The following is a 17,352-nucleotide window of genomic DNA, read 5'->3' as shown; positions in this document are numbered from 1 at the left end:
TGGAGGATCCAGACTGGTGGGGAGGAGGTACCCGGTGATCAAGCGGTCACACGTGGTGCCACTCGATCGAGTGGTTCAGCCGCAGCAGCCGCCTCCGCAGCAGCCACCGCCGCCACCTGCGGGAACAGGAGCCGGACCGGACGAAGATCCGGTCAGCGCGACGGTCGTCAGCAGCTTGACGGTGTCCTCGTGGCCCTCCGGGCACGACGCGGGCGCGCTGGACTCGCTCATCGGCCGCAGCAGTTCGAAGGTCTCGGTGCACTCGCGGCAGCGGTAAGCGTAAGTCGGCATGTCCGGCAGTATCCCATCTCCTTCCTTTCTCCGGGATGGCAAGCTGGGCGGGGTGGAACTGCCTGTCGCGGCGCACGTGCCGCATCTCGGCCAAGTCGTCCCGTCCGCCCTTTCCGCCCTCGGCGCCGCCGGGTTCGCCGACTCGCTGAGCCTGGGCGAGGCGTCCAGCGCCTGCGTCCTGCTCATCGACGGTCTCGGCTGGGAACTGCTGGCCGAGTACGCGGAGGACGCACCTGTCCTCACCCAGCTGGCGAAGTCGCCGATCCGCGTCGGCTTCCCGGCGACGACCGCCGCCGGGCTCGGCGCGATCGGCACCGGGCTCGCCTCGGGGGAGCACGGCCTGGTCGGCTACACCTTCGAGGTTCCGGGTGGCGGGGTCTTGAACGCGTTGCGCTGGACCAGCCACGAAGACGGCGGCGATCTCCGGGGCGCGTTGCCGCCGCGCGACGTCCAGCCGCTGCCGACGACGTTCGAACGCGCCGCGGCCGCCGGGATCGCGACCAGCGTGGTCTCGTCCGCGAAGTTCTCCGACACCGCGCTCACCCGCGCGACCCAGTCCGGCGCCCGGTACGTCGGCGTCCACGCGCTCGGTGACCTGGCCGCGGGCATCCTGCGATGCCTTTCGGAGCGGCCCGCGTTCTGCTGGGGCTACCACAGCGAACTCGACATGCTCGGTCACATCTACGGGCCGGGCTCTTCGGCATGGCGGATGCAGTTACGGCAGGTCGACAGGCTGGTGGAGTCCATCGTGGACGGTCTGCCGCCCGGCGCGCTGCTGGCCGTCGTCGCCGACCACGGCATGGTGACCGTGGAAGACGCGCTCGACATCGACGACACGCCCGCGTTGCTCGGCGGGGTCCGCGCCATCGGCGGCGAGGTCCGGGCGCGGCACGTCTACAGCGAACCGGGCGCCGAGGCCGACGTGCTCGCGGCCTGGCGCGAGGTGATCGGCGACCGCGCGTGGATCCTCTCGCGCGACGAAGCCGCCGAAGCCGGCTGGTTCGGGCCGATCAACGACCGGGTCCGGCCGCGCATCGGCGACGTCGTCGTGGCGGCGAAAGGCCGCTTCGGGCTCACCCGCGAACTGGCCGAGATCGTCGAGTCCTCTTTGGTCGGTCAGCACGGTTCGCTGACCACGGCCGAACAACTCGTCCCCTTGGTGCTGGCGCGCGGCTAAGCCCGCGTTTAGTCCTCTGGATGCGGTCCTTGCGCGTGCAACTACCGAATCTAGAGGACTAAATGCGTCAGGCGGGCTTCCGGGCCGAGAACTGCACGCTTCGTTTCGGCACGTGGTCGACCTTGATGTCGGTGAAGCCGGTGTCCTGGAGCCGGGGCCAGACCGACACCGGATCGAGCGCGTTCATCGTGTCGCCGAGGTGGAGGAGCCGGAACGGCGCACTCGCCAGGCTGTCGATCGCGCGCAGGACGCCGCCGGGCCGGAGCACCCGGAACGCCTCGGCGAAGATCTTGTCCTGCAACGCCGTCGTCGGCACGTGGTGCAGCATCGTGAAGCAGACGACCGCCGAGAACTCTCCGTCCTCGAAGGGCAGTGCGGCGCCGTCGCCGTGGACGATGCGCACCCGGCCGTCGAATTCGCGTTTCAGGAGATCCGCCGACGCCTCGTCGATCTCGATGGCGGTGAGCTTCGGGACGAGGTCGACCAGCGCCCGGGTGGTCGCGCCGAAGCCGGGCCCGATCTCCAGCACGGAGTCGCCGAGGTCGAAGCCCGCGATGTTGCCCGGCATCTCGGCGGAGACGGCCTTCGCCCAAAGCGCGGAACTGCAGAGTTTGCGGTGCACCAGGTTCATCGGCATGACTTCGAAGCTATCCGTGACCGATAGGCGATAGGCTGCCAACCGATGTCGAGAATCGGACTCCTGCCGCCGATGCCGACCGCGATGGTGCTCGGCGAGATGGACCTGCCCGCCGGCACCTGGCTCCCCTGGCACGAACACGACGGCCACCAGCTCGCCTGGGCGGCGCGCGGGATCCTGAGCGTGAACGTCGGCGAGCAGTACTGGGTGCTGCCGCCGACGCGGGCGCTGTGGATCCCCGCCGGCGTCGTCCACCGGACCGGCGCCACCGCGCAAACCGTCCTGCGCGGGATCTACGCCGCCGAGGACCGGTGCCCGGTGCGCCGGCCGTCACCGACACTCGTCGCCGTCCGGCCGCTGCTGCGGGAACTGCTGGAGCATCTCGGCTCGGCCGATCTCGGCGACGACGCCCGCCGCCGGGCCGAGGCCGTCGCCTTCGATCTGCTCGAACCGGTGGACGTCGTGCCGATCACCGTGCCGATGCCGTCGGACGAACGGGCGTTGTCCGTCGCGCGGGCGGTGATCGGCGACCCCGCGGACAGGCGCGGTCTCGTGGACTTCGCCCGTGACGCCGGCGCGAGCGAACGCACGCTCGCTCGGCTGTTCCTCACCGAGTGCCGGACCACGTTCGGCGCCTGGCGGGTCCAGGCACGGCTGCGCGCGGCCCTGCCGCTCCTGGCCGAGGGCATGCCGCTGACCGCGGTCTCCCGCCGGATCGGCTACTCCTCGCCGAGCGCTTTCGTCGTCGCCTTCCGCCGGGCCGTGGGTGTGACGCCGGGCGCCTACTTCGGCGGCTGAGCCGAGGCTCCATATACCGTTCCGGGGTGCCACGACGTAACCGGCCCGATCGCGGTGGACGCCCAGACCTCGGCGCGTCGACCGGCTGGGCGCGCTCCGAATCGGCCCAGGACGGGGACTGGCTGGTCCGGACCGTGCCCGGCGCGCAGGCCACCAAGGACTACCGCTGCCCCGGCTGCGACCACGAGATCCGGCCGGGGACCCCGCATCTGGTCGTCTGGCCCGCCGACGAGACCGGCGGGGTCGCCGACCGCCGTCATTGGCACAAACCCTGCTGGGACGCGCGTGCCCGGCGCCGCCCGGGCCGCTGGTGACTCAGCGCCGCAGATGCAGTGACGGTTCTCCCGCGAACTCCTCCTCCGTGTGGATCTTGAACCCCAGCCGCTCGGCGACCCGGATCGACGGTTTGTTGGACGTCATGATGTTGGCGATCACCGGGACGTCCGGGACCTCACGGTCCGCCCACTCGATGACGGCTGCCGCCATCTCCGTCGCGTAGCCCTTGCCCCAGCTGAACGGCCAGAAGCGGTACGCGAGGTTCAGCACGCGCTCGCCGTTCCATTCGTGATAGCGGACGCCGCCGAAGCCGACGATCACTTCCGGATCGTCCAAAGCGGACACCGTGAGATAGCCGAAACCGTGCTCGGCCCATTGCTTCATCCAGGCGTCGAACAGCTCCCGCGCACCCTCGACGGTATGCGGTTCGACATTGAACTTGTTGGTCTCCGGATCGGCCTGCAGCGCGACGATGTTCTCGCGGTCCTCTTCGCGCAGCCGTCGCAGCAGCAGCCTCTCCGTCTTGATCTCTGTCAGCACCGTTCCGACGGTAGACCCCGGGTGCGACAGAATTATCGTTCATGGACCTCCCCCTGCTTCTCCTGCACGCCTTTCCCGTCGACGCCCGCATGTGGGACGCGGTGCGCGCGCCGCTCTCGGAACGTCTCCGGGTGATCACCCCTGACCAGCGCGGACTAGGCCGCAGCCCGCTGCCGGAGACCGACCGGGAACCGAGCCTGGACGACGCCGCCCGCGACGTCGTGGCGCTGCTCGACCGGCTCGAACTCGACCAGGTCGTCCTCGGCGGCTGCTCGATGGGCGGCTACCTGGCGATGGCGGTGCTGCGCCTGGCGCCGGAACGGGTGGGCGGGCTCGTGTTCATCGACACGAAGGCGACCGCGGACACCCCTGAAGCCGCCCAGGCGCGGCACGACGTCGCGGCCCGGGTCGAGGCGGAAGGCGCCGGATGGCTGGCCGAAACCGTCACGCCCGGACTGCTCGCCGAAAAACCGCGCCCGGAAGTGGCCGAACGGCTTCGCGAACTGATCACCTCGCAGCCGCCGTTGGGGATCGCGTGGGCCGCACGCGCGATGGCGGCACGTCCCGATTCGGTCGAAACACTGCGATCGATGGACGTGCCGGCGCTGGTCGTGGTCGGCGAAGAAGACGGATTGACGCCGTTGGAAGCGGCGAACACGCTGGTGGAGACCCTGCCCGACGCGACGCTGGTGGTGCTGCCGGAGGTGGGACATCTGACGCCGCTGGAAGATCCGGCCGGAGTCGTCGAAGCGATCTTGGGCTGGTATCCCGCGAAATGACCGACGTTTCCCTCGCCCCTTTAAAGGTATAGCGGACAGGGGGACTTGCGGCAAGCCCCCATTCCCGGTCCACAATTCCTGCCTTCATGTTTTTGCCGAAGGGGGATTCCCATGCGTGTACTCCTGTCCACGATCGGGACGAGGGGTGAGGTACAGCCGCTGGTGGCGCTGGCGGTGCGGTTGCGGGAACTCGGCCAGGACGTCCGGCTCTGCGCGCCGCCGGATTTCCGTGAATGGGCCGAGGGCCTCGGGATCTCCTTTGCCCCCATGGGGCCTGAACTGCGGTCGACGGCGAAGCCGGATTCCGCGATGACCAAGGCGATGGCCACGCCCGAGGGGCGGCGGCGGATGGCCGAGGCCATGGTCGTGAACCAGTTCGAGACGTTGTCGTCGGCGGTCGAAGACTGTGACGCCGTCGTGGCGGGAATGGCTTTGAACATCGCCGCCCATTCGGTGGCCGAACGGAAAGGCATTCCCTATTTCTTCACCGCTTACTGCCCGATAACGCTGCCTTCCCTGCACCATCGTCCGCCCGTATTCGCGGGATGGGCGCCGAAGAATCCCGGCGCCGCCATCCCCGCCTTGTGGGCCGACGACGCGGAACGCTGGAACGAGCAGTGGGGCGAGGTCCTCGACGGACAGCGGGAAACGCTGGGCCTGCCGCCTGTCGAGGACGTCCGGGGCCACATCTTCACCGAACAGCCGTGGCTGGCCGCCGATCCGGTGCTGGCGCCGTGGCGGGAACCGTCGGCGCTGGACGTGCACCAGACCGGCGCCTGGCTCCTGCCCGACCACAGCCCGCTTTCGCCGGAACTGGAGGCGTTCCTCGAAGACGGCGAACCGCCGGTCTACTTCGGTTTCGGGAGCATCCGCGCCCCGGAGGAGATCGCGAAGGCGATGATCGAAGCGGCGCGGGCGCACGGACGGCGGGCGATCGTGTACCGGGGCTGGACCGAACTGGCACTGATCGACGACGAACCCGACTGCCTCGCCATCGGCGACGTCAACCAGCAGGCCCTCTTCCCACGGGTCGCGGCCGTCGTGCACCACGGCGGCGCGGGCACCACCACGGCGGCGACCCGGGCGGGAGTGCCGCAGGTGCTCGTCCCGCAGATGTTCGACCAGCCGTATTTCGCGGAGCGCGTCCGGGACCTCGGGATCGGGACGTCTCTCGGCGGGGAGCCTTCCGCCGAGGCGCTGACGCTCGCTCTGGGTGAGGTGCTTCGGCCCGACGTCGCCGCGCGGGCTCGTCGCGTCGGCGGTGAGGTGCGGGTCGACGGTACCGATGTCGCGGCGAAGCTCCTGATGGAGTCGGTTCAGTGGTCGCAACACCCCGAGAGGCGGGCAGGCAGGGGCGAGGGGTAGGTCCGTTCGCCAGGGTGACCTTGGGCGCGGAGGCGTGACTCGTCTGCTCGGACCCGGATCTCGCGTGCTCAGAGACGTGACTCGCGTGCTTGGCCACCGCACTCGGGTGTACGGCGTCCGAGCACGCGAGATCCGTCTTCAAGCACGCGAGACCCGAGACACGACACGTTCGCCTTACCTCTCCTTGCGCGCATCTCAACGCAAGTAGAGGACTAAACGCGGAAGTAGCGCTCCAGGGCCGCTTCGGCCTCCCCGAGACGTTCCGGGAACCGCCGCGCGATCGCGAAGCGCCAAGGAATCTCGAAGAGCCGCCGAAGTGCCATGAACGGCTCAAGCGACGAAGGCGCGACATCGGCCGGGTACGCGGAGAGAGCCGAAGCGCCGACTTCCCTATAGAGGACGGCGAGGTCCCAGCCCAGAGGGCCGCGCCAGGTGTCCTCGAAGTCGAGCCAGCAGGGCCCTGCCGCCGTCGCGACGACGTTCCCCGAGTGGGCGTCACCGTGCAGCGGCCGGGCCTCGCCGTCCGGAAGGGACGCCACGATCCGTTCGAGTTCTTCGTACAGCCGCGGTGCCGAGCCACCCATCAAGGAACCGTGCCGGTCGAGCAGCGTCCGGAGGTCTTGGACCGGTCCGAGTTCGGGCAGGTCACCGGGGTAGTCCGCGAGCGCCGCGTGGACCCGGGCGAGTGATGAAGCCACCTCCCGCGGCGACAGCGTGTCTCCCGGCTCATGGGGCGTGTAATGCCAGAGAGTGACCGGCAGGCCGTCAGCGAAATGGGGTCCGGCCGGGGGATCCGTGGTCGGTGAGACGACGAGCACATCACGTTCCGTGAGGTGCTTCGACAGCTCGACGTCCCGTCTGAGCCAGGCCGACGGATCGGCGCGGGCGAAGCGTGTCGTGGCCGGCACCCTCGCTACCACCGGACCCAGCCTCACCAGCACGTTCGACTTGAAATGCAGGACATCGGGATCGCCGGTCGGCAGGTCGAAACGGTCACCCACCGCGATCGCCGCGGCCACCCCCGCGCGTGTGTATTCGTCGGCCACGGCGCGATCTTGCCAGCCGGTGCGCGCGACGGTGGGTAGTGAGGGCTACGATCCCCATTAACCGCCGGAGTGGGTCCCGAACCCGCCCGACGGCCGAAAGTTGACCACCACAAGGTTTGAGTGTTGGAGGCAGGAGTGACGGCCGTAGCCCCCAAGCCGATCGCCACGCGCCCATACCCCGCGCGCGAGTCGGTTAAGGGTTCGTACCTGCTGCGGTTGTTCCGCACGACGGACCACAAGCAAATCGGCATCATGTACCTGGTCACGTCGTTCGCCTTCTTCATGGTGGGCGGCGCGATGGCGATGCTGATCCGTTCGGAACTCGCGCGGCCGGGACAGCAGTTCCTTTCGCAGGAGCAGTACAACCAGCTGTTCACGATGCACGGCACGATCATGCTGCTGCTGTACGCGACGCCGATCCTCTTCGGATTCGCGAACTTCGTGCTGCCGCTGCAGATCGGTTCGCCCGACGTCGCGTTCCCGCGGTTGAACGCGTTCTCGTACTGGCTGTACCTCTTCGGCGGCCTGATCGTGATGTCCGGCTTCCTGACCCCGGGTGGCGCCGCCGACTTCGGCTGGTTCGCCTACACCCCGCTGTCGGACGCCATCCACTCGCCCGGCGTCGGCGCCGACCTGTGGATCTCCGGTCTGGTCGTCTCCGGTCTGGGCACCATCCTCGGTGGCGTCAACATGATCACCACGGTGATCTGCCTGCGCGCCCCCGGTATGACGATGTACCGGATGCCGATCTTCACCTGGAACATCCTGGTCACCAGCATCCTGATCCTGCTGGCGTTCCCGATCCTGACCGCGGCCCTGATGGGCCTGCTGGCGGACCGGCATCTCGGGGCGCATGTGTTCGACCCCGCGAACGGCGGCGTGATCCTCTGGCAACACCTCTTCTGGTTCTTCGGCCATCCAGAGGTCTATATCGTGGCCCTACCGTTCTTCGGGATCGTGTCGGAGATCTTCCCGGTCTTCAGCCGCAAACCGATCTTCGGATACAAGGGCCTGGTCTGGGCGACGCTGGCGATCGCCGCGCTTTCGGTGGCCGTGTGGGCGCACCACATGTACGCGACCGGCGCCGTGCTGCTGCCGTTCTTCTCCTTCATGACCTTCCTGATCGCGGTCCCGACCGGCGTGAAGTTCTTCAACTGGATCGGCACGATGTGGAAGGGCCAGTTGTCCTTCGAGACGCCGATGATCTTCTCGATGGGCTTCATCGTCACGTTCCTCTTCGGCGGTCTGACCGGCATCATGCTGGCCGCGCCGGCGATCGACTTCCACGTGTCCGACAGTTACTTCGTCGTCGCTCACTTCCATTACGTGCTCTACGGCACGATCGTGTTCGCCACGTTCGCCGGGATCTACTTCTGGTTCCCGAAGATCACCGGCCGCATGATGGACGAGAAGCTCGGCAAGTGGCACTTCTGGACCACGTTCATCGGCTTCCACGCCACGTTCCTGGTGCAGCACTGGCTGGGCGCCGAAGGTATGCCGCGGCGATACGCGGACTACCTGCAGTCCGACGGCTTCACCACGCTGAACACGATCTCCACGATCGGCGCGTACATCCTCGGTGCCTCGACGCTCCCGTTCATCTGGAACGTCTTCAAGAGCTACCGGTACGGCGAGATCGTCACGGTGGACGACCCGTGGGGCTACGGCAACTCGCTCGAATGGGCGACGTCCTGCCCGCCGCCGCGGCACAACTTCACCGAGCTGCCGCGGATCCGGTCCGAGCGCCCGGCGTTCGAACTGCACTACCCGCATATGGTCGAGCGCATCCACAAGGAGGGTGAGATCGGCTTCTTCGGGAAGCAGAAGGTCAACACCCACCGGGCGCCGTCCCAGGTGCTCACCGAGGCGGTCATGCCGGGTGATCACTCCCAGGACAACTCCAGCGAGAAGTGACCCGATAAGCGGAAATGGCGCGTGCCCTGCCTCACACCGAGGTGCGGCACGCGCCTTTTTCGTACCCGGCTAAGAGAGACTGAGCCCCGTGACGCAGACACCAGTTCTCATCACCACCACCGGTCCCGACAAGCCGGGCGTGTCCTCGGTCCTGTTCGCCGTGCTGTCTCGGCACGACGTCGACGTCCTCGATGTCGAGCAGGTGGTCATCCGCGGCCAGCTGGTGCTCGGCGTGCTCGCCGGCGTCTACCGCGATCCCGAGGGCCTGCAGGAGTACGTCGAACAGGCGATGGCGTCGGTCGGGATGCAGGTCGAGGTGAAGATCGGCTCGGCCATCGGTGCCGACCCGTTCGCCATCGGCCAGAAGGACTCGACGCATGTCCTGCTGATGCTCGGCCGTCCCGTGACCGCGCGGGCGTTCTCCGACGTCGCGCGCCGCCTCGCCGCGCTGAACGTCAACATCGACTCGATCCGCAGCGTCGCCGACTACCCCGTCACCGGGCTTGAGCTGTACGCCTCGCTCGCCCAGGACACCCCCGAGGCCGACGCCGCGCTGCGGACCGCGCTGGCCGACGCCGCCGTCGAGGCCGGGATCGACATCTCGGTCGAGCGGGCCGGGCTCGCCCGCCGCGCCAAACGCCTGGTCGTCTTCGACGTCGATTCCACGCTCATCCAGGGCGAGGTCATCGAGATGCTCGGCGCTCACGCCGGCGTCGAGCCGAAGGTCCGCGAGATCACCGAAGCCGCCATGCGTGGCGAGCTGAACTTCAGCGAATCGCTGGAACGCCGGGTCGCGCTGCTGGAAGGGCTGCCGGAGACGGTGCTCGAGGAGGTCGCGGCGTCGATCGAGCTCACCCCGGGCGCGCGCACGACCATCCGCACGCTGAAGCGGATGGGTTTCCGCTGCGGTGTCGTTTCGGGCGGGTTCACCAAGATCATCCAGTCCCTTGTGGACGATCTCGGCCTGGACTTCGCCGCCGCGAACGAGCTCGAAGTGGTCGACGGCAAGCTCACCGGCCGCGTGGTCGGGGAGATCGTCGACCGCGCGGGCAAGGCGACCGCGCTGCGCCGGTTCGCCCAGGAGTACGACATCTCGCTGCAGCAGTGCGTCGCGGTCGGCGACGGGGCCAACGACATCGACATGCTGTCGGTCGCCGGGATGGGCGTCGCGTTCAACGCGAAGCCCGCGCTGCGCGAAGTCGCCGACACCGCGCTCTCGCACCCGTACCTCGACGCCGTGCTGTTCCTGCTCGGCGTCACCCGAGGCGAGATCGAGGCCGCGGACGCGGCCGACGGGCTCGAACTGTCCCGGCCATGAGCGTTCTGGAACCACTGGCCGCGCGCTACGCGTACTGGCTCGGCCTGCCCGCGGAAAGCACGGTGGACACCTCCGACGAGGACCCCGCCGAGGTCCGCGCCATGCCGGTGATCCTCCGGATGGAACGCGCCGAACCGCCGTCCCGGACAGCTTTGCTGGAAGCCGCCGCGGCGGCCGCCGTCGCCGTCTGTCTCGACGAGCGCGCCCTGCCCGAAGGCGAATGGCACGAGCCGCTCAAGGCCTGGGTGGACGGCCGGATCCGCAAGGTCGCCCGCCGCGCGCGGGGCGCGCATTGGCAGGCCGTCCAGGACCTGCCGGGCATCACGATCGAGGTCGACGGCGCCGAGGCGCGGGCGCTCGTTCCAGGCCGTGTCGTCGATACGCCGAAAGAGGTCTCACGGCTGCAGATCTCCGGGAGCGAACTCCCGGCCGACGAGCCCGGACCCGCTCCGGACGGCGTCCCGCGGCTGCTGCTGAACCCCGAGGTCTCGATGACCGTCGGCAAGGGCTCCGCCCAGGTCGGGCACGCGACGATGATCCTCGCTTCGCTGCTGGACGAGGCCGCACTGGCCGCTTGGGCCGAGACCGGGTTCCGGTGCTCGGTGCGGACGCCGCCGGTCGCGACGTGGAAGGCGCTGTGCCCGGTCGAGGACCCGGAAGGCTCTTGGCGTCGCGACGGCGTCGTCGCGGTCCGGGACGCGGGGTTCACCGAGGTTGATCCCGGAACGGTCACTGTCCTAGCCCAAAGGGCTTAACCTCTTATACTCCCCGCATGGGTGACCGGCTGATCGCCGGGCGCTACCGCTTGGAGGAGCGGATCGGCGCCGGAGGCATGGGTGTGGTCTGGCGTGCCACCGATCAGGACCTCGGGCGGGTCGTCGCGCTCAAACGCTCCCAGGTCGGGGACAGTGGCCAGATCCGGCGTGAGGCGCGGATCGGCGCGGGTCTGCATCATCCGAACGTGGTCACCGTTTTCGACGCGGTGATGGACGGTGACGACCGCTGGCTCGTCATGGAATACCTGCCTTCACGCAGTCTCGCGGACATCCTCGACACCGACGGACCGCTCTCGCCCGGCAAGGTCGCGAAGATCGGCGTCCAGCTCGCCGCGGCGCTCGCCGAGATGCACGACAAGGGCATGGTCCATCGCGACCTCAAACCGGGGAACGTCCTGGTGGCCGAGGACGGCACCGCCAAGCTCACCGACCTCGGCATCGCGCAGTGGGCGGAGGTGACGCGCACTGGAGGCGGTCTCGACGTCGGGACTCCCGGTTACGTCGCGCCCGAGATGGCCGAAGGACAGCCGGCGGGTGCCGCCGCGGACGTGTTCTCGCTCGGCGCGACGCTGTTCGCCGCTGTCGAGGGCACCTCGGTGTGGGGCGACGCGAGCGCGGGGCCGTTCGTCCAGCTCAAGCGGGCGACGTCGTACACCCTCGAACCGATGCGCCAGGCCGGTCCGCTGGCGCCGGTGCTGACCGAGTTGCTGCGGCGCAAACCCGCCGGGCGGCCGACGGCCACCCGGGCCGCCGAACTCCTGGCCGAGGTCGCCGATGTCGCCGTTCCCGCTCGGGCGCGACGGTTCCGGATGACGAAACGCGCAGTCGCGATCGGTGCCGTCGCCGCGACTCTCGTGCTGGTGGGCGGCCTGGTCTACGCCACGCGGGAACCGGCCTCGATGGCGTCGCCCACGTTGCCCGCCGATTCGGTCGGCGACCAGCGGACAGCGGATCCGTGCGCACTCCTGGACCCAACGGTGCTGAAGCAACTCGGTACGCCCGAAGTGGATTCGACCATCGGCAACTTCAACGCCTGCAGCATTCTTCTGCGCAAGAGCCCCGAGGACGGGGACATCGTGGACATCCGGCTCGAGCTGACGATTCCGAACCCGCCCTTGATGGAGAAGCCCGCGCCAGGACAGCTGACCGTGCGCGAGGTGCCGGGCGACCCCGAAGAGAAATGCGAGCGGGTCATCCCGCTGCCGGACGGCAACCAGGTCTGGGTCCACGCCCGCCACATCCAGGGCTGGCACGCCCATCTGTGCGATTACGTCGATCCGGTGACCGCGCACGCGGCCTCGGTGCTGAACCGGGGACCGATCCCGCGGCGTCCCGCTCCTTTCGGCGCCGGGACTCTGGGGAGTATCGACGCCTGTGCGCTGGGCGGAGACCAGGTGCGGCCGGTCCTCGAAGGCCCCGCTGAGCCTGATCCGGTCTTCGGCAAGTGGGAGTGCTACTGGAACCATCGCGAGACCCAGGTGGACATCCGGTTCGAACGCGAGTGGGCGGACGACGAGGAAGACGGCACCCGCGTCCCTCTCGGCATGCGGGACGCCTATGTCGAAGTCGTGGAGGAGGGGTGGAATGCGTGTCAGGCCGAGATTCCGCACCGTCCCTTCAAGTCGGCGGGCCGTGACATGATCGAAACGGTGGAGATCTACGTTTCGCACAAGGTCAAGCCACCGCAGGAGATGTGCGGTGCGGCGGAACGGCTCGCCAGGGCCATCGCGCCCAAGCTGCCCCCACTCTGAAAGGGAAGACCGTGTCCTTGGAAGTCCAGCGCGACGGCGAGCACCGCTTCGTCGGCCGCAACGAACGCGGCGCCGAAGTCGTGATCGGCCGCAAGGGTGCCGAGGGCGCCTTCTCGCCCGCCGAACTGCTGCAGATCGCGGCGGCGGGCTGCTCGGCCGTCACCGCGGAGAACCTCATCACACGGCGGATCGGGGAGGACTCGAAGTTCCGGGTCGGCGTCACCGCGGACAGGCGCGAAGGCGCTTCGGAACTCGACGCCGTCCACGTCGCCTTCGACGTCGACGTGTCTTCGCTCGCTGCTGAGGACCGGGAGGCGCTCGCGACGGCGGTCGACCGCGCCATCGAGCGGCTGTGCACGGTGAGCCGGACGCTCAAGAAGGGCATCCCGGTCACGGAAAGCTTCCCGGTCGAGTAGGTGCCCCGATGCTATGAACGGCCCGTTCCTTGCAAAATTTGCAAGGAACGGGCCGTTCATAGCGTTTGGCTCTAGTGCTTCGCGGCGTGGCCTTCGGAGCTCCAGACCACGTACGCCTCGTCGGCGTCGGTGGTCATCGCCTCGATGAACTTCTCGTTGTCGAAGCCGGGCAGCGTCTGCAGGCGCTCGATCAACGCGTCGGCGGCCGGGTCGCCGCTGGGGATCGCGGTGCCCTTCCCGTTGGCGCCGGCGAGCATGAAGAAGACGTCTTCCTTCCACGGGCCTTCAGGGATCACTCTGACCACCACCGCGGACAGCTCCGACCACGTGACGGCTTCTTCGCTGCCGTCCGCGAGCTGGCGCCGCACTCCGGTGTCATCGACGCTGACGGTCCGGGATTGTGCGTTGGGCGACTCGTGGGACAACCGGTTCTCCCTGTCTTCGGCGTTCCGTTTACGGTACTCGGCCGTGTTCCAGACCACTCAGGCCGGGGCGGCGGCGTCGAGGCGGCGCAAGGCGTCGCGGGCGACCTTCGGGTCGGTGGTGGGCCAGAACGGCGGCAGCGAGGCGCGCAGGAATCCGCCGTAGCGGGCCGTGGCCAGCCGCGAATCCAGGATCGCCACCACACCGCGGTCGCTGGTCGAACGGTGCAGCCGTCCGGTGCCCTGGGCGAGCAGCAGCGCGGCGTGCGTGGCCGCGACGGTGAGGAAACCGTTGCCACCCCTGGCCTCCACGGCGCGTTGCCGCGCGGAGGAGACCGGGTCGTCCGGACGCGGGAACGGGATGCGGTCGACCACGACGAGCTGGAGCGCCGGGCCGGGCACGTCGACGCCCTGCCACAGCGACAGTGTGCCGAACAGGCAGGTGCGCACGTCCTCGGAGAACTTCTGCACCAGCAGACCGGTGGAATCGTCGCCCTGGCAGAGGATCGGCAGGTCGAGCCGCTCCCGCATCTCTTCGGTGGCCTGTTTCGCCGCGCGCATCGAGGAGAACAGACCCAGTGTGCGCCCGCCCGCGGCCTCGATCAGCTCGGCCAGCTCGTCCATCGTCGAGGGTTGGAGGCCGTCCCGTCCCGGCGGCGGCAGATGCTTGGCCAGGTACAGGATCCCGTTGCGTTTGTGGTCGAACGGTGAGCCGACGTCGAGGCCGGTCCACTTCGGGCCGTCGACATCGTCGCTGTCGGCCGGGGCGGCCTTGTCGGTCGCGGCGCCCGGCGCCTTCTCGACCCTGGCCCCGCCGGGCGGGAGACCCCATTGGCGGGCCATGGTGTCGAACGTGCCGCCCAACGTCAGCGTCGCCGACGTGAGGACGGTCGTGTGCTGGTTGAAGACACGCTCGCGCAGCAGCCCGGCGACACCGAGCGGGGCGACCTTCAGCGCGGGCGGCCGCGGGTTGGTGGAGAACCGGTCCCCGGTCAGCCAGACGACGTCGCGCTGGTGCGCCTTGTCGTCGTCGAAGGCTTCGAGCAGCCGGACGGCGGTGTCATGGACCTCTTCGAGCAGCGACCGGGCCAGTTTGCGGGCCGTGGCGCCTTCGACCTCTTCCTTCCGGTCCTTGCCGAGCGCGGTGATGCAGCGGTGCGCGGCGTCACGGACGGCCGGGACCGCGCCGGTGAGGGCCTGAGGCAGCGAGTCCATGCGGCCCGACGGCAGGTCGTCGAGGATCAGGGCCAGCCCGTCGCTCGCTTCCAGCAGCTGGTCGGCCACCTCGTCGTCGACCAGCTTCCCGCAGCGCCGGGCGGCGGCGGAGACCATGCCGCTGGTCAGCTCGCCGGTCGCCACGGACGTCACGCGGTCGACCAGGTCGTGCGCCTCGTCGATGATCACCAGATCGTGCTCGGGGAGCACCTGATAGCCCTGCAGCGCGTCGATCGCCAGCAGCGCGTGATTGGTGACCACGACGTCGGCCTTACCCGCCTCGGCGCGGGCCTGCTCGGCGAAGCAGTCGGTGCCGATGGGACAACGCGAAGCGCCCAGGCATTCCCTCGCTGTCACGGAAACCTGGCGCCAGGCCTGGTCCGTGACACCGGGGACGAGCTCGTCGCGGTCGCCGGTCTCGGTGTCGGACGACCATTCCCGCAGCCGCGTGACCTCCTTGCCCAGCCGGGAGACGGCGAACGGGTCGAACAGCTGCTGGTCCTCCGGCTCGTCCGGCGCGCCGGAGTCGAGACGGTGGAGGCAGAGATAGTTGCGGCGGCCCTTGAGGATCGCGAAGGTCGGTTCGCGGCCGAGGGGCTTCTTTAGCGCCTTCGCGAGCCGGGGGAGATCGCGGTCGACGAGCTGGCGTTGCAGCGCGATGGTGGCCGTGGAGACCACGACCGTGGCCTCCTTCTCGACCGCGTGCCGGATCGCGGGAACGAGGTAGGCCAACGACTTCCCGGTACCGGTGCCCGCCTGCACGGCCAGATGCTCGCCGGTGCGGATGGCGCGGCCGACCGCGTCGGCCATCTGGACCTGGCCCTCGCGCTCGGCACCACCCACGGACTCGACCGCGTGGGTCAGGAGTTCGAGGACACCGGGGAAATCAGCACGGGTGGGCACGGACAAGACGATAGCCGGGCCCACCGTCAAGATCGGCTCCACCGTGCAATGAACGGCCCGTTACTTGCGAAATTTGCAAGGAACGGGCCGTTCATAGCAGCTCGTGGGGCGGTGAAAGGACCGGTCACGCGTCCTTGCGGAAGCGAGAGACGAGCGCCCAGGTGCCCGGAAGCAGCGCCGCCGCGACGGCGATCTTCAGCGCGTCGCCGATCAGGAACGGGACGACGCCCTTCTCCAGCGCGGTCGACAGGCCGAGCCCCGTCGAGGCCATCAGCCAAGGCACGCCGACCGAGTAGATGACGAGGTTGCCGAGCACCATCGTGCCCGCGGTGCGCAGCGGCGTGCGGTCGCCGCCGCGGCCGGCGAGCGCGCCCACCAGGGCGCCGGCGAAGACGAATCCGACGATGTAGCCGGCGCTGGCGCCGAACAGGCCCGAGGAGCCGTTCTGGAACCAGCCGAAGCCCGCCGCGCCGACGGCGAGGTACAGCGCCATCGACAACGCGCCGCGCTTCCAGCCGAGTGCGGCGCCGACCAACAGGGCGGCGAACGTCTGGCCGGTCATCGGCACCGGCGAACCCGGCACCGGGATCATGATCTGCGCGGCCGCGCCGGTCAGGGCGGCACCACCGGCGACCAGGACCGCGTCACGGACCAGGGCGCCGGGAACGAGGTCGGCGAGGACCGGACGGTGGCCGGCCACAGACAGCGAAGACACTCAGACCTCCTATGAGTACACGAATGTGAACCGAGGTTAACGCCAGACGCCGGGCCGTGGACCGAATGTCGGCCACCTCACGGTCATCGCCCGTCCACTCGACCGGGTGGTGTGGCCCTGCGCCGATCATGCACTTGATGGAAGCTGCCAACCATGACGAAACCCAGGACCGCGGGGCGGCTGCTGTCGGTGACGATGCTGACCGGGGCGCTGGTGGCGGGAGGCCCGCTGACGGCTTCGGCCGAGGCGGCGCCCGCGACGGCGTCGGCGTCGGTCGGGTCGCTCGACGTGGAGATGGGCGACGAGCACGTCGTCACCGGCGAACTCGCGCCGTGCGATGTCGACGGACCCCTGTCCGCGAAGACCCAGGGCGGGGCCACCGGCGACTTCGCCAAGTTCGGCGGGGGCGAATCGTCCTGCGGCCGCACCGGCGCGGTGGCCGTCGGCGAGGCGACCGGGCGGCGGTTCGAGACCACGCTGCTCAGGCAGTTCGGCGGTCCGGTGATCAAGGTCCGCACGTTCATGGCCAAATGCAGCACCACGAAGGACGGCAGCCTCGGCTACATCGAGTTCGGCGACGTCTCCGGTTTCACGCTGCCGGAGTCGATCCCGCAGAACTACCGGCTGACGATCGCCGGTGGCAAGGGCGGGACGGCGCTGGCGTCGATCACGGTCAACGAGACCGTCACGCCGACGCCGCCCGACGGGAGCCTCGTGACGCACATGCTGCACATCAAGCTGTTCCCGCAGGGCGGCGGACCGGCGAAGGGCGACATCTACCTCGGAACCGCGCGCTGCGATCCCTACGGCAAGAAGAAGCCCTGACCCACTATCGCGAGGGCGAAACGCGGTTCAGGGGTAGGGCGAAAGCGGCGTGGTCGGTGCCGTGGGTCGTGAGTGGCGATTCGGGTTCTAACCCGAATCGCCACTCACGACCCCATCGTCCCAGTACGGGCCGCCGCGAAGGCGTGTTGCGAAAGTGGCTTTCGCAACACTGAACGTTGCGAAAGTGG

At 69.1% G+C, this 17,352-nt stretch carries 18 protein-coding genes; 11 read left to right on the top strand and 7 right to left on the bottom strand.

The window, feature by feature from the left end; genetic code table 11:
• Positions 1 to 75: 75 nt before the first annotated feature.
• Positions 76 to 291, bottom strand: a complete 216-nt coding sequence (locus H5J31_RS29090; protein WP_181775850.1) for an FmdB family zinc ribbon protein — start codon at positions 289 to 291, stop codon at positions 76 to 78.
• A gap of 52 nt (positions 292 to 343) precedes the next feature.
• On the opposite strand from H5J31_RS29090, the gene H5J31_RS29085 reads away from it, so the two are divergent.
• Entirely contained in the window at positions 344 to 1,468 is a 1,125-nt protein-coding gene (locus tag H5J31_RS29085) for an alkaline phosphatase family protein (protein WP_181775849.1), read from the top strand.
• Positions 1,469 to 1,535: 67 nt separating this feature from the next.
• On the opposite strand, the gene H5J31_RS29080 is transcribed toward H5J31_RS29085, so the two are convergent.
• Entirely contained in the window at positions 1,536 to 2,099 is a 564-nt protein-coding gene (locus tag H5J31_RS29080) for a class I SAM-dependent methyltransferase (RefSeq protein ID WP_181775878.1), read from the bottom strand.
• Positions 2,100 to 2,150: 51 nt separating this feature from the next.
• Between H5J31_RS29080 and H5J31_RS29075 the strand changes: the two genes are divergently transcribed.
• Complete coding sequence (locus H5J31_RS29075) at positions 2,151 to 2,903, top strand: AraC family transcriptional regulator (protein WP_181775848.1); 753 nt, start codon at positions 2,151 to 2,153, stop codon at positions 2,901 to 2,903.
• Between the two features lie 26 nt (positions 2,904 to 2,929).
• Positions 2,930 to 3,217 carry a hypothetical protein gene (locus H5J31_RS29070; RefSeq protein WP_181775847.1) on the top strand — a complete coding sequence of 96 codons (288 nt, stop codon included), beginning with the start codon at positions 2,930 to 2,932 and terminating at the stop codon, positions 3,215 to 3,217.
• Position 3,218: 1 nt separating this feature from the next.
• Here the strand turns inward: H5J31_RS29070 and H5J31_RS29065 are convergent, their stop codons facing one another.
• Positions 3,219 to 3,719, bottom strand: a complete 501-nt coding sequence (locus H5J31_RS29065; protein ID WP_181775846.1) for a GNAT family N-acetyltransferase — start codon at positions 3,717 to 3,719, stop codon at positions 3,219 to 3,221.
• 41 nt (positions 3,720 to 3,760) lie between these two features.
• Here H5J31_RS29065 and H5J31_RS29060 point away from each other — a divergent pair, with 41 nt between their 5' ends.
• Both H5J31_RS29060 and H5J31_RS29055 read left to right on the top strand, forming a co-directional pair.
• On the top strand, positions 3,761 to 4,498 hold the full coding sequence (locus tag H5J31_RS29060) for an alpha/beta fold hydrolase (protein WP_181775845.1): 738 nt from the start codon (positions 3,761 to 3,763) through the stop codon (positions 4,496 to 4,498).
• Positions 4,499 to 4,609: 111 nt separating this feature from the next.
• Complete coding sequence (locus tag H5J31_RS29055) at positions 4,610 to 5,863, top strand: glycosyltransferase (protein ID WP_181775844.1); 1,254 nt, start codon at positions 4,610 to 4,612, stop codon at positions 5,861 to 5,863.
• A 212-nt stretch (positions 5,864 to 6,075) separates the two neighbouring features.
• On the opposite strand, the gene H5J31_RS29050 is transcribed toward H5J31_RS29055, so the two are convergent.
• Positions 6,076 to 6,909, bottom strand: coding sequence for a phosphotransferase (locus H5J31_RS29050; protein WP_181775843.1), 834 nt, complete (start codon positions 6,907 to 6,909; stop codon positions 6,076 to 6,078).
• A 135-nt stretch (positions 6,910 to 7,044) separates the two neighbouring features.
• Here H5J31_RS29050 and ctaD point away from each other — a divergent pair, with 135 nt between their 5' ends.
• From ctaD to H5J31_RS29025, 5 genes are all read left to right on the top strand, one after another.
• Entirely contained in the window at positions 7,045 to 8,823 is a 1,779-nt protein-coding gene (ctaD, locus tag H5J31_RS29045; RefSeq protein ID WP_181775842.1) for an aa3-type cytochrome oxidase subunit I, read from the top strand.
• A gap of 88 nt (positions 8,824 to 8,911) precedes the next feature.
• Positions 8,912 to 10,141, top strand: a complete 1,230-nt coding sequence (gene serB, locus H5J31_RS29040) for a phosphoserine phosphatase SerB (RefSeq protein WP_181775841.1) — start codon at positions 8,912 to 8,914, stop codon at positions 10,139 to 10,141.
• Positions 10,138 to 10,896 (top strand): peptidyl-tRNA hydrolase, encoded by a 759-nt coding sequence (locus tag H5J31_RS29035; RefSeq protein WP_181775840.1) that lies wholly within the window; start codon positions 10,138 to 10,140, stop codon positions 10,894 to 10,896. The genes serB and H5J31_RS29035 overlap by 4 nt, the downstream gene beginning before the upstream one ends.
• Before the next feature lie 17 nt (positions 10,897 to 10,913).
• Positions 10,914 to 12,668, top strand: coding sequence for a serine/threonine-protein kinase (locus H5J31_RS29030; protein ID WP_181775839.1), 1,755 nt, complete (start codon positions 10,914 to 10,916; stop codon positions 12,666 to 12,668).
• 11 nt (positions 12,669 to 12,679) lie between these two features.
• The gene (locus H5J31_RS29025) at positions 12,680 to 13,084 is read left to right on the top strand and encodes an OsmC family protein (protein ID WP_181775838.1); all 405 of its coding nucleotides are present in this window, start codon (positions 12,680 to 12,682) and stop codon (positions 13,082 to 13,084) included.
• 71 nt (positions 13,085 to 13,155) lie between these two features.
• Here H5J31_RS29025 and H5J31_RS29020 read toward each other — a convergent pair whose 3' ends face one another.
• From H5J31_RS29020 to H5J31_RS29010, 3 genes are all read right to left on the bottom strand, one after another.
• Positions 13,156 to 13,509: a hypothetical protein gene (locus tag H5J31_RS29020; protein ID WP_181775837.1), complete on the bottom strand. Its 354-nt coding sequence runs from the start codon at positions 13,507 to 13,509 to the stop codon at positions 13,156 to 13,158.
• 57 nt (positions 13,510 to 13,566) lie between these two features.
• On the bottom strand, positions 13,567 to 15,624 hold the full coding sequence (locus tag H5J31_RS29015; RefSeq protein WP_181775836.1) for an ATP-dependent DNA helicase: 2,058 nt from the start codon (positions 15,622 to 15,624) through the stop codon (positions 13,567 to 13,569).
• A gap of 124 nt (positions 15,625 to 15,748) precedes the next feature.
• Positions 15,749 to 16,339 (bottom strand): biotin transporter BioY, encoded by a 591-nt coding sequence (locus H5J31_RS29010; protein ID WP_181775835.1) that lies wholly within the window; start codon positions 16,337 to 16,339, stop codon positions 15,749 to 15,751.
• A 153-nt stretch (positions 16,340 to 16,492) separates the two neighbouring features.
• Between H5J31_RS29010 and H5J31_RS29005 the strand changes: the two genes are divergently transcribed.
• The gene (locus H5J31_RS29005) at positions 16,493 to 17,164 is read left to right on the top strand and encodes a hypothetical protein (RefSeq protein ID WP_236005448.1); all 672 of its coding nucleotides are present in this window, start codon (positions 16,493 to 16,495) and stop codon (positions 17,162 to 17,164) included.
• Positions 17,165 to 17,352 lie beyond the last annotated feature (188 nt).

The sequence above is a fragment of the Amycolatopsis pittospori genome (genome assembly GCF_013870525.1).
Classification (GTDB): domain Bacteria; phylum Actinomycetota; class Actinomycetes; order Mycobacteriales; family Pseudonocardiaceae; genus Amycolatopsis; species Amycolatopsis pittospori.
The sequence above is the reverse complement of the archived record's forward strand: the minus strand, read 5'-3'. Positions and strand labels throughout refer to the sequence as shown.

What these genes read in the sequence shown, in the direction of transcription:
- H5J31_RS29055 (WP_181775844.1), top strand. Translation starts at nt 4,610, where the DNA reads ATGCGTGTACTCCTGTCCACGATCGGGACGAGGGGTGAGGTACAGCCG.
- H5J31_RS29060 (WP_181775845.1), top strand. Translation starts at nt 3,761, where the DNA reads ATGGACCTCCCCCTGCTTCTCCTGCACGCCTTTCCCGTCGACGCCCGC.
- H5J31_RS29030 (WP_181775839.1), top strand. Translation starts at nt 10,914, where the DNA reads ATGGGTGACCGGCTGATCGCCGGGCGCTACCGCTTGGAGGAGCGGATC.
- H5J31_RS29035 (WP_181775840.1), top strand. Translation starts at nt 10,138, where the DNA reads ATGAGCGTTCTGGAACCACTGGCCGCGCGCTACGCGTACTGGCTCGGC.
- H5J31_RS29090 (WP_181775850.1), bottom strand. Translation starts at nt 291, where the DNA reads ATGCCGACTTACGCTTACCGCTGCCGCGAGTGCACCGAGACCTTCGAA.
- H5J31_RS29075 (WP_181775848.1), top strand. Translation starts at nt 2,151, where the DNA reads ATGTCGAGAATCGGACTCCTGCCGCCGATGCCGACCGCGATGGTGCTC.
- H5J31_RS29005 (WP_236005448.1), top strand. Translation starts at nt 16,493, where the DNA reads ATGACGAAACCCAGGACCGCGGGGCGGCTGCTGTCGGTGACGATGCTG.
- H5J31_RS29080 (WP_181775878.1), bottom strand. Translation starts at nt 2,099, where the DNA reads ATGAACCTGGTGCACCGCAAACTCTGCAGTTCCGCGCTTTGGGCGAAG.